The sequence below is a fragment of the Frankia sp. CgJB1 genome, assembly GCF_977947065.1.
This window is the reverse complement of sequence record NZ_CDWTNB010000132.1, coordinates 1-11283: the sequence shown is the minus strand read 5'-3', so window position 1 is coordinate 11283 and position 11283 is coordinate 1. Positions and strand designations below refer to the sequence as shown.

Sequence of the window (11283 nt, the reverse complement as noted above, 5' to 3'; positions counted from 1 at the left end):
CGACCAGACACCAGTCGTCGGCGAAGCGGACCAGCCGGTAGTTCGGCAGGCCGCGACGCCGGCGCATCCGCCGGTCGTTGGAGGTGGCCGCAGGCCCACCCGGCGCCTGGGCGATGTGCTCGTCCAGCACCGACAGGGCCACGTTACTGAGCAACGGCGACAAGATCGACCCTGCGGAGTGCCGGCGTCGTTCTCCCGGAGCACGCGGTCCTCGCCGAGGATCCCCGCCTTCAGAAACGCCTTCACCAGAGCCAGGACGCGTTTATCCCCAATACGACCGCGCACCCGGTCCATGAGAGCCGAGTGCGAAATCTCGTCGAAGCAGGCTTTGATCTCGCCTTTCACGATCCACTCATAAGAGCGCCCCGTGAAATGGCGTATCTCTGCCACCGCGTCATGCGCCCGGCGGTTCGGGAGGAACCCGTACGAGCACGGGAGAAAATCCGCTTCGAATATCGGCTCCAACACCAGCTTCAAGGATGCCTGGACCACCCGATCCCGGACGGTCGCTATTCCCAGGCGACGCAGCCTACCGTTCGCCTTCGGTATCAACCGCTCCCGAGCGGGTCGCGGGCGGAAGCTACCAGCCTTCACATCGGCCCGCAGCTCTTCCAGAAACCCCCCGATACCACGCACGGTCTCGATGTAGTAGGCGGTCTGCCCATCCACACCGGCCGTGCACGCACCCTTGTTCCTCCGCACGCGACCCCACGCCACAAGCAGGAACGCCGGGTCGCAGACGAGGTTGAACAGATCCTCGAACCGGCGGTGAGAGTCCTCATTCGCCCACCGGTACAGCTTGGCCTGGATCTCTCGTACCCTTTCCTCGGCCTGATACCAGGCGAAGTCCAGTTCGTCGGTGTTCACCGGCGGCCTCCGAGCATTCCAGCGTCCTCACTGCCGACTTGCTGGCCCCCTTCGCCATGTACGCGCCTCTCGCGCGCTCGGGCTACTACGGGGCCTCCGTCCCACGGTCCACGGTCGGCAACGGACCTGCCCGCCTACAGCCAGGCCGGCCGGAGGGGAGGGCAACCGGGGACGGTTCCCACGTTCACCTGACAATCGATCGACCAGGGAGATGACCCAGCTTTGTCCCGGCAGCATCGCCACGGCTACGCCGCAGACCCTCACCGTGGCCTCCTCACCGGCACAATCAACCGGCTCCGGAGTTGGCCTCGCTACGACGGCGGACCCGGTCGCCGGTGCGGTACCAGCGGCGGCCGTCCCGCTCGAAGAACCGGCCACGGTCATCCGCCGGGTCCAGGTAGCCAGGGGTGAGCTGCGGGCCCGCGATGCACAGCTCGCCCTCGATGCCAACCAGCAGGTCACCCTCCCTAGCTGTGCGCACGACTCCGGCAGCGGGCGGCGACGACGGCTAACTCGCCGAGTCGTCCCAGCCGGGCCGGTGCCCGACTGAACTCCGAGGTGTTCGCCGGCAGGACTGTCGTTCAACCCCCTCAACCTCACCCAGTTGATCTTTTCTTCGACAGGAACGATCATCCAGGTGGCGGGGGCGCCCTTGTCCTGGCTCGACCCGCGGCCACACTCCGCCGCAACAATCGATCACGAATAGTGATTGGACAACCACGATATCCGACGAACGCGTGGAGATGGTTGGACATCACCCGAGAATCCGTCTATATAGTAATCAAACTTCGCCATACCGAAGATTGATGTCCGGAAGGACGGGAAGGGGCTTATGATGCGCGGTACTGTCGCATGGCTGTCGAGAGTGGGGTCGGCTACCGCCGCCGCCGCGCTGATGCTGTCGGGGTGCTCCACCACCCCCGCTGTCGACGCATCGGCCGGTGGGGAGCGTGATCGTCCGGTAGTACTGACGACGTTCACGGTGTTATCGGACATCGCACAGAACGTTGCAGGAGATCACCTGCGGGTGGAGTCGATCACGAAGGTGGGGGCGGAGATCCACGGGTACGAGCCGACGCCGGGTGATATCATGAAGGCATCAGACGCGGATCTGATCCTGGACAACGGCCTGAACCTGGAGCTGTGGTTCAAGCGGTGCGTGGAGTCGGTGCACGTACGGCACGCCGTGGTGTCGGACGGGGTCAAGGCGATAGACATCACCGAGGACGCCTACGCAGGCAAGCCGACCCGCACGCCTGGATGAGCCCGTTGAACGCGCAAATCTATGTCGACAACGTCGTCGATGCCTTCAGTGATCTCGATCCCGCGCACGCGGCGGACTTCAGGGCGAACGGTAAGACCTACAAGGCCAAGCTCCAGGCCGTACAGGACGAGCTCGTGTCGAAGCTGTCGACGCTGCCGGCAAAGAAGCGGGCGCTGGTGACCTGCGAGGGCGCGTTCTCGTACCTCGCCCGCGACACAGGGCTGACGGAGCAGTACATCTGGCCCGTGAACGCCGAGCAACAGGCGACGCCGCAGCAGATCGCCTCGACGATCACGTTCGTCAAGGCGCATGACGTGCCGGCGGTGTTCTGCGAGTCCACGGTGTCGGACAAGCCGATGCGGCAGGTCGCCAACGCCACCGGCGCGGCCCTGGGCGGCATCCTCTATGTCGATTCTCTCTCCAAGGCCGACGGGCCGGTACCGACCTACCTCGACCTGATCCGCTACGACGCGACCACGATTATCAACGGGCTCACCGGGCGGACCTCGTGACCGCGGCGATCCAGGTTCAGGAGGTCATCGTCCGTTACGGCGGGGTCCTCGCCCTCGACGGCGTGTCCCTCACCGTCGAGCCGGGGCGGGTGGCCGGGTTGATCGGGATGAACGGATCCGGCAAGTCGACGCTGTTCAAGTCGGTCATGGGTATAGTCCGCCCCGACCGGGGACGCGTGCTACTCGACGGTGCCGAGCCTGCCGTGGCGCGTAAACAGGGCCTGGTGGGTTATGTGCCACAGAGCGAGGAGGTCGATTGGGCCTTCCCTTTCTCCGTGCGCGACGTTGTGATGATGGGCCGCTACGGCCACCAGAACTTCACCCGCCGGGCGCGCCCGGCCGACCACACGGCGGTGTCCGAGGCGCTGGAGCGTGTGGAGCTGACCGAGTACGCGGGCCGGCAAATCGGACAGCTCTCCGGCGGGCAGAAGAAACGCGCGTTCGTCGCCCGCGGCATCGCCCAAAATGCGCAGATCATGCTCCTGGACGAACCCTTCGCCGGGGTCGACAAGAAATCCGAAGCCACCATCGTCCGACTACTCAAGGAGCTCGCCGCGGACGGCCGTACCATCCTGGTCTCCACCCATGACCTTCACGCCCTGCCACAGCTGGCCGACGAGGCGGTGCTGCTGCTGCGCCGAGTGCTGTTCCACGGCTCCGTGACCGAGACACTCAGACCGGAGAACCTCGCCCGCGCGTTCGGACTCGACGTACTCGAGCAGAAGTACGTCGCATGAACCCGCTCGATCTGCTCCTGGATCCGCTGCAGTACGACTTCATGGTCCGGGCTCTTGCCACCACCATGATCGCTGCTGTCGTCTGTGCCCTCCTGTCGTGCTGGCTCGTGCTCGTCGGCTGGTCGCTGATGGGTGACGCGGTCTCTCACTCCGTCCTGCCCGGGGTCGTGATCACCTACATCCTCGGCATACCGTTCGCGATCGGTGCGCTCGTGTTCGGGTTCCTCTCTGTCGCGCTCATCGGGATGATCCGCGGAACCAGCCGGGTGAAAGAAGACGCCGCGATCGGGATCGTCTTCACCACCCTGTTTGCGCTCGGACTCGTCCTCATCTCGATCACCCCGAGCCAGACCGACCTGAACCACATCGTCTTCGGCAACATCCTCGGCGTCTCCACCGCGGACCTCATCCAGATCGGAATCCTCGCTGCTGTCGCGTTCGTCATCCTTGTGCTGAAGCGGCGTGACCTGACGCTGTACGCGTTCGACCCGACTCACGCCCACGCTATCGGCCTGTCGCCGCGGTTCCTCGGCACGCTGCTGCTCGGCCTGCTCACCCTCACCGCCGTGGTCGCACTGCAGGTGGTCGGGGTGATCCTCGTCGTGGCGATGATGATCATCCCTGGCGCCACTGCCTTCCTGCTCACCGACCGCTTCGGACGTATGCTCGTCATCGCCCCGGCGATATCGGCCGCGAGCTCGGCGATGGGGATCTATCTCAGCTACTGGCTCGACGCGTCCTCCGGCGGGCTCGTCGTCGTCCAGGGCGTCGTGTTTGCACTCGTCTACCTGTTCAGCCTCCGCCACGGGCTGCTTGGCAAACGACTGCTCGCTCGGCGGCACCGGGAGTTCGTCTCAGCGAGCTGACCCGCAGCCGACCCGAGACCCAGCGATCAGGAGGAACCTCGGCTCACCACACTGGCACCACTCGGAAACCGCCTTCTTCACCCTTTCGAAGGTAGGTGGGCCGCTCGGAAGCTAGTTCATTGATCCGTTGCGGCCCGCCTCGGCCGTGGTCTCGCACCCGTGTCCCGGGCCGGCCTCCCGTAGCGGAGCCGGCCCCGAGGAGCTCACCGTGACGCACACGGCGTCCGTCGCCGACCGGCCAAGAGCCACCGCCTCATCGCGGCCTTCCACAACCACCTCCACCGAATCCGAGTACGGTGCCCCGGCTCGCACCTCCAGCACGGTACCGATGCCAATCCCACGCTCGGCGAAGAACTGCAACAGGCCCGCGTCCGCGTCCGAGATCCGCTCCACACGCGCGTGCGCGCCCGGCCCGATCCGAGACAGCAGGACCGCATCCGGTACCCGCACCGTGCCGTCCGAGCCCGGGATCGGATCACCATGTGGGTCGCGGGTGGGATGGCCGAGGTATTCGTCGATCCGGTTCACCATGAAGTCCGACACCGCATGCTCCAGCGTCTCGGCCTCATCATGCACCTGATCCCACCGATACCCCAGCACCTGCACCAGGAACGACTCAATCAACCGGTGGCGGCGCACCATCGCCACCGCATGCACCCTCCCCTTCTCTGTCAGTGACACTGCCCCGTAGGGCGCGTGCTCCAGCAGACCCTGCTCAGTAAGTTTGCGCACCGCGTCCGACGCCGTCGACAGTCTCACCCCCACCTTCGCTGCCAGTGTCGAAGGTGACACCGGCACCCCGGACCACTCCTGAAGACTCCAGACCACCTTCAGATAGTTCTGACTGCTCGCCGAAAGCTCCGACACCGACATGCTCGCAGGCTACCAAGCACCGAACTACGCCAATCCGAACTCTCCGTGAGAGCACGGCCAATACGACTCGACTTTCGTGATAATGCTGCTCGTCGCGGCCGAACCCCTCATCTACTGAGCCATCAGCACCATGGTCCGGTGTATCGACCGGCGCACATCCCCCCAACGCCCGGGACCCCGACCGCTACGAAGAATCGTCTGACCAACGATCTCAAACATCTTCCCAACCTCCCACCAAGATCCAGAAAACCCAACCTTCAGGTCAGGATTCCTTAGCCAAGATCTTGGCGCGGGACAGAACGGAACTTGTCAAGATCTTTGAGGTAAGATATTTTGTGAATTAGCCTAATTGTGATTTTTGTGGAACGATTTCCGATCTCTCGGGAACACCCGAGTCGGCCGGCTCAGCCTCGTCGGGCTTCCGGTTGATCCCGGCCGGCTTCGGGAGCGGCGGCGGGACCGGAGGCCGGTTCACGAACCGCTCCGGGTGCGCGACACAGGCCGCGTCCAGGACACGGCCGCGCGGCCTGGACGGCCTCGGCCCGGCCGAAATGCACGACCGCCGACGCGAGATACCCGGTGCCAGAATTCCTGTGCTCATGATTGTACGTATCCATTCAGGGATGCAGGTTCCAGCACCCCTGAATGGATACCTGCCCGCCAGAGCCACAGAGGCGGTCCGGTGGTTCTCGTAGTCGTTCCCGGCGCGAGGCGGCAGGTCGGTGTGACCCGACACCGCCGGGGCATCCCGTCAGGGTGAGCAGACACACCCGCCGGGGTCGAACCGACAGCAGCCGGGCTGACGGCAGTCGGGCTGACGGCGGTCGAACCGACCGGATGAGCGGGAATCGTCCGGCCGGGGGCCGCCGAGAGGACGACCGCACGCAGCCCGACCTCGACGACACGACCGCTGACGCGGTCGGCAAGCTCAGCGAGGCGCTGGAGTGGGTTGAACGGGCCCGCGGGGCGCTCTACGAGTTCCATCAACTCTCCGGGCGGGCCGATCTGATCCTCGCGGAGGCGATTAGCGGTCTGGAGGACGCCGGACACGCCAAGATGGCCGCCTATGTACGCCGGGAGCTGCACGGACGCAACGTCCTCGACGGGTGGTGGACCTTCCAGATCACCGAGGAGTACGACGACATCTACTACCGCCCCTTCGTCGCCGTGGACGAACAGGTCCGGCTGCGGCTCACCGGTGGGATGCGCCACGTTCACGAGGCTCGCATGAAGGCCCAGGAGCGGGCCCGCGCCGGTCGGGACCTGTGGGGCCCTGGCGCCTGACCTGCGGTCCACCGGTCGCCCACGTCGGGGCGACCGGTGGACCGCGGCTCCAGGCCTGAAGGCAACCCGCCGGTGCGTTCAGGTACTCTGATGATCACAGATACTCAGATAACCACGGCTTCAGAGCTCATGCCGATGGAGATCGCACCTCGGGTGGGCTCAGGCGTCCCGACGCTTGGCCAAGACGAGCCCGATGGCGAACAGGCCGAGGCAGATCGCGGCAAAGTAAGCGAGGGAGCCCCAGGGGCCGAACGGCAGCCCCTCGACCACGGGCGGGCCGTTGGAACGCTCCACCTGCCCGGCGACGATGAAATTGTCACCGGTGGTGAACGGCAGCCAGTGCTGGATATGGTCACCGATCCGGGGGATCGCCGGCAGCAGGCTCTCTCCGAGGAACAGGTAGACAAGCGTAATCACAATCGCGCCCGCCGACTGCCGGATGATCAGCCCCAGAGCCAGCGCGAAAATCGCCGCGAACAAGTAGACCAGACCGACACCGAAAACGTTACGGTACTCCTGCGCCGTGTCCAGAGCCAGGGGGGCATCCGGCTTGATCAGCTTGGCGACGCCCCAGGAGGCGATGGCGGTGATCTCGCCGACGATCCCCGCGAGCAGGGAGACGACGGCAGCCTTCGCGAGCAGTGCCGGCGTCCGGGTGGGCACCGCGAGGAACGTGGACCGGATCGTGCTGAAGCGGTATTCGGTGGTGACCGCCAACGTGGCCATCACCATCATCACCACGAGGCCGAAGTTGTAGGCAAACTGGGTGACGTTCGGGGTGAGGCTGGCGAGGTCGTCACCGTTGGTCGCCGCCGCGAAGATCGAGGTCAGCCCTACGGTGAGCGCGGTCGCCAGGATCATGCACCACCACGGTGAGCGGGTCGAAAACAGCTTGATCCGCTCGACGGTGAGCAGGGTCATCGTCCAGTCCCCCCTCGTGCCGCCTCGGCCGAGGCCGACGGACCGCCCCCGGCACCCACACCACCGGCACCCACACCACCGTCGACCGGCTGGCGAGGTGTCCCGGCCAGCGGACCGGCAGCAGTTCTCGCCGGCACGGGCACCGGCGGAGCACCTGTCGCCGACCGGCTGGCGCCCGGCCCCGGCGTCCCGGCGTGGTACTCCACCTCGCCGCCGGTCAGCTGGATGAACGCCTGCTCCAACGAGCCGCGCTGCGCCGCCAGCTCGTGCAGGACCAGCCCGATCCGACCGGCCAGCTCGCCGACCTGCTCGGTGCTGCTGTTCGACACGAGGAACGCCGCCGGACCACCGTCGTCGGCGGCGGCGTCCCGAACCGCGAGGCCCTGACCGGTCAGCACGCCACGCAGCCGCTCCATCTCCGGCCCGCGGACCCGGACTGCCGACTCGGACGCCATGTCGATGAAGGCATGGGTACTGGTCTGGGCGATCAGCCGCCCGCGACCGATGACGACGAGCTCCTGGGCGGTCAGCGCCATCTCGGACAGCAGATGACTGGAAACGAAGATCGTCCGCCCCTCGTCCGCAAGTCGATGCATGAACTGGCGAATCCAGAGGATTCCCTCCGGGTCCAGCCCGTTCACGGGCTCGTCGAAGAGAAGGACCTGCGGGTCACCCAGCAGGGTCGTCGCGATCCCGAGACGCTGTGCCATCCCGAGCGAGAAGCCACCCGCCCGCTTGCCGGCGACCGGGGTGAGCCCAACGATCTCCAAGACCTCGTCGACCCGCTTCCCGGGAATTCGGTTCGCCGCGGCCATCCACCGCAGGTGCGAGCGGGCGGAGCGGTTGGGATGCACCCATTTCGCTTCCAGCAGCGCTCCGACCTGGCGGAGTGGTTCCTTCAGCTCGGCATATCGCTTGCCGTCGATACGGACCTGGCCTGCGCTCGGATTATCGAGCCCCAGGATCATCCGCATTGTAGTGGACTTTCCCGCACCATTCGGCCCCAGGAAGCCGGTCACCTTGCCGGGCTGCACCGTGAAGGACAGGTCGTTGACGGCGACCGTACGTCCGTACCGCTTGGTGAGCCCTTGCGCCTCGATCATTCCCCTCCTTTCCGTGGAACATCACTATGTCGGGATGACGGACCGGACCCGGGCTGCTGCCCGCTCGGTAGGGCCCACCGACGGTAGGGCCCACCGACGGCAGGCAGGTAGGACGACAGGTAGGCAGTTGCACCGACCGGCCGCGCCTCCCCCGGTTGGCATCATCGTCGCGGAGCACCCACCATCGAGCCAGCCACTATCGGCCGGCGGAGTGTCATCCTGCCGACAGTCAACAGGCCGTGAACCCGCAGCAGATTTTCCAGCACCACGCCGAAATGCACGGTGATGTCACGCTCACTGTCGGTCCAGACTCGCGGCTTGCCAAGGCAACGTTCAGTGTGCTAACCGATCACCCAGGGCAGACCACCGGCGATGGACCGGCTACCGGCCGGGGTGGCACCCGCTCGGCTCGCCGCCGGATCAGCCGGGTTACCCGACGATGACCGGCGCCAGCCGGGCCCACTGCTCGCGCGGGAGCCGGGTGGGAGTGGAGGTGAGCACCTGGATGGCCACGTGATCGGCACCGGCCTCATGGTGCTCGGTGACCCTGGCCAGCACGGAGTCCACATCGCCCCAGGCCACCACGGCCTCGACGAGGCGCTGCGAGCCGGCACCCGTCAGATCGTCCTCGGTGAAGCCGAGACGGCGCAGATTGTTCACATAGTTCGGCAGCTTCAGGTAGAACGCAAGGGTGTCGTGCGCGACCGCCCGGGCCTGAGCCGGATCGGTGTCGAGGATGACCATCTGCTCGGGCGCGAGTAGTGCGTCCGGGCCGAGCAGCTCCCGGGCGCGCCGGGTGTGCTCGGGGGTGGTGAGGTAGGGCAGGGCACCCGCAGTGCGCTGCGCGGCGATCCCCAGCATGCGGGGACCGAGAGTGGCCAGCGCCCGGTCGGCCCGCGGGACGCCCAGCTCGTCGAGGGTGTCGAGATAGTCGACGAGGACGTCGACGGGACGCTCGTAGCGACGGCCGGTCGTCTTCTCCACCGGCTCCTTGTGGCCGGCACCGAGCCCGAGCAGGATCCGGTCGGGGTGCGCCTTCGCCAGCATGGCGTAATGATCGGCAACGACGTCCGCCGGTTCGGTCCAGACGTTGAGGATGCTGGTACCGACCACCAGCCGATCCGTGTTGTCCAGGATCGCGGCCGCGAGTTCGAGATCGCCACTGGCCGCGCCGATCCATACCGCCGGGACGCCGAGGGCCTCCACCTCGGCGGCGATCTCCGCCCGGGCCGGGACATCCTTCGGCCACTGCCGCTTGGCTGCCCACAACCCGATCCTGCCGACCTCTGCTACCACGACGAGCCCCTTCCGCGCAGGGAACTGCCACTGTCCGTGCCATTACCCCATCACGTCTGCTACCCCGTACACACGCCCGGCATATCGGCCGGTTCGTTGAATCTGTGGATCGGTAGATCAGTGGATGGGCGGATCAGGGGATTCAGGGGCCGGAATGATCACGCGGACAGAGGCAGGTCAGGCACCGCGGTGGTCTGCGACACGGCGGCCTGCGGCCGCAGCTCGTCGAGGGACAGCTGGTGAACCGGCGGCCCGTCCAACACGATCCGAGAGGTCACGGTCAGATCGGCGGCCACATGCAGCAGCTCCCCGCTCTCCATCAACCGCCACCGAGGATCCTCGTCCATCCGCTCGCTCTCGACCACGACCGCGGGCTTGGTGAGCAGGTCGAGAGAGCGGACCCGGATCTCGCTGAACGGACTCGCGTGATCAAGATGGCGTTCGTTGCGCCCACCCGGGCCACGCCGAAGGACGTACAGGCCATTGGTGTCCGGATACCGCAGAGCCCAGAGATCCCGATCCGTGATGAGAATCATGTTGATGGAGTACAGCGGCAGATTCTCGGCGGCCCAACGAGCGGCGGACGCGATCCCCTCGCCGACGTCCCCGTCACAGGCGTCGATCTCGCGGGTGACGAGGGCGAAGAACCGCTCCGAGTCGGTGTCACCGAGGACCGGGAGACCGGCCGTGCCGAGCTCGGCGTCCAGCTTGTCCAGCCCCTCGATCACGCCGTTGTGCGCGAAGATCCTCCCGTTTCGAACGAACGGATGGGTGTTGCCCTCGCAGGCCCGGCCGGTGGAGGCGTGCCGGACATGCGCGACGAACGTCGAGGAGGTGACGTGCTGCGGCTCCTGGGCGAATGCCGTGTCGGCCCGGTTCCGGATGGCCTGTTTGACTACCCACGCGGTGCCATCGGCGTCGAATCCGCCGAGACCGGCCCCCTCCGGGGTCCGCAGCGTCGCCGCCCGGGGACTGTCCGGCGCATCCAACAGCCAGAAAGTCGCCTGCACCCTCGTCGGCCCGCTACTCATCGCGAACAGATGACACATCTATGCCCTCCCTCGCCGATCTCGACGGCTCCGGTACTGTGCCGGCCAGGACGCTACTGGTTCCCGCGCCCCGGACGCGGGTCCACCGAGCGGTGGCCGGGTCGATTCCCCGAAGGGAAAGGGCAACGTTACCCCCGCCCCGGCGCCCGCGACATGCCGGCGAATCTGCATGTGAATCCGCTTTCGTCAACGCATCAAGGGTCTGCTGACGCTCGGTCCCGCCGTGGGGCCGCCGTGGGGGCCGCCGAGTCACCGTCGTGGAACCTGACGGACGGCCCGGACAAACCACTCAACCCGGATGTCCCCCGCTCGGATGCCGCTACTCACCGCACCGGCGCCCGTTCCGGCACACCGTTGTCCGACTGACCAGTGTCCGACTGACCAGTGCCCGACTGAACGCGGTGGAGCATAAAACCCCGGAACCGGGGATCGGGGGTCGGGTTCCTGCTGGCGAACGGCACCGCCGGCACATCCTGCTCGCCGGTCCTGCCGCAGACCAGGCGCAATGCCG

Annotated in this window: 11 protein-coding genes and 1 pseudogene; 4 read left to right on the top strand and 8 right to left on the bottom strand. The window is 66.6% G+C overall.

All coding sequences use genetic code 11. The features are described 5' to 3' along the window. Both AC08OT_RS14755 and AC08OT_RS14750 read right to left on the bottom strand, forming a co-directional pair. The coding region (locus AC08OT_RS14755) for a reverse transcriptase domain-containing protein (RefSeq protein WP_476602928.1) at positions 1-867 on the bottom strand (867 nt) is incomplete at its 3' end. A 286-nt stretch (positions 868-1153) separates the two neighbouring features. Then, entirely contained in the window at positions 1154-1348 is a 195-nt protein-coding gene (locus AC08OT_RS14750) for a hypothetical protein (RefSeq protein WP_476593576.1), read from the bottom strand. Positions 1349-1699: 351 nt separating this feature from the next. Here AC08OT_RS14750 and AC08OT_RS14745 point away from each other — a divergent pair. The 3 genes and pseudogenes from AC08OT_RS14745 to AC08OT_RS14735 all read left to right on the top strand — a co-directional run bounded on the left by AC08OT_RS14745 (position 1700) and on the right by AC08OT_RS14735 (position 4246). After that, positions 1700-2643 (top strand): annotated as a pseudogene (locus tag AC08OT_RS14745) (metal ABC transporter substrate-binding protein). Then, positions 2640-3380 (top strand): metal ABC transporter ATP-binding protein, encoded by a 741-nt coding sequence (locus AC08OT_RS14740; protein ID WP_476593577.1) that lies wholly within the window; start codon positions 2640-2642, stop codon positions 3378-3380. Before AC08OT_RS14745 ends, AC08OT_RS14740 begins: the two are co-directional and overlap by 4 nt. After that, the gene (locus AC08OT_RS14735) at positions 3377-4246 is read left to right on the top strand and encodes a metal ABC transporter permease (RefSeq protein ID WP_476593578.1); all 870 of its coding nucleotides are present in this window, start codon (positions 3377-3379) and stop codon (positions 4244-4246) included. Before AC08OT_RS14740 ends, AC08OT_RS14735 begins: the two co-directional genes overlap by 4 nt. A gap of 111 nt (positions 4247-4357) precedes the next feature. Here the strand turns inward: AC08OT_RS14735 and AC08OT_RS14730 are convergent, their stop codons facing one another. Next, on the bottom strand, positions 4358-5113 hold the full coding sequence (locus tag AC08OT_RS14730; protein ID WP_476602927.1) for a metal-dependent transcriptional regulator: 756 nt from the start codon (positions 5111-5113) through the stop codon (positions 4358-4360). An 843-nt stretch (positions 5114-5956) separates the two neighbouring features. On the opposite strand from AC08OT_RS14730, the gene AC08OT_RS14725 reads away from it, so the two are divergent. Then, the gene (locus AC08OT_RS14725; RefSeq protein ID WP_476593580.1) at positions 5957-6403 is read left to right on the top strand and encodes a hypothetical protein; all 447 of its coding nucleotides are present in this window, start codon (positions 5957-5959) and stop codon (positions 6401-6403) included. Positions 6404-6562: 159 nt separating this feature from the next. Here the strand turns inward: AC08OT_RS14725 and AC08OT_RS14720 are convergent, their stop codons facing one another. The 5 genes from AC08OT_RS14720 to AC08OT_RS14700 all read right to left on the bottom strand — a co-directional run. Further along, a complete protein-coding gene (locus tag AC08OT_RS14720) occupies positions 6563-7324 on the bottom strand; it encodes an ABC transporter permease (RefSeq protein WP_476593581.1) in 762 nt (253 codons plus the stop codon). Beyond that, on the bottom strand, positions 7321-8427 hold the full coding sequence (locus AC08OT_RS14715; RefSeq protein ID WP_476593582.1) for an ABC transporter ATP-binding protein: 1107 nt from the start codon (positions 8425-8427) through the stop codon (positions 7321-7323). The genes AC08OT_RS14720 and AC08OT_RS14715 overlap by 4 nt, the downstream gene beginning before the upstream one ends. 429 nt (positions 8428-8856) lie before the next feature. Continuing rightward, positions 8857-9723 carry an LLM class F420-dependent oxidoreductase gene (locus AC08OT_RS14710; RefSeq protein WP_476593583.1) on the bottom strand — a complete coding sequence of 289 codons (867 nt, stop codon included), beginning with the start codon at positions 9721-9723 and terminating at the stop codon, positions 8857-8859. A 158-nt stretch (positions 9724-9881) separates the two neighbouring features. Next, positions 9882-10772 (bottom strand): class II glutamine amidotransferase, encoded by an 891-nt coding sequence (locus AC08OT_RS14705; RefSeq protein ID WP_476593584.1) that lies wholly within the window; start codon positions 10770-10772, stop codon positions 9882-9884. Between the two features lie 323 nt (positions 10773-11095). Continuing rightward, positions 11096-11283, bottom strand: a 188-nt coding sequence (locus AC08OT_RS14700) for a hypothetical protein (protein ID WP_476602926.1), incomplete at its 5' end; no start/stop codon positions are given.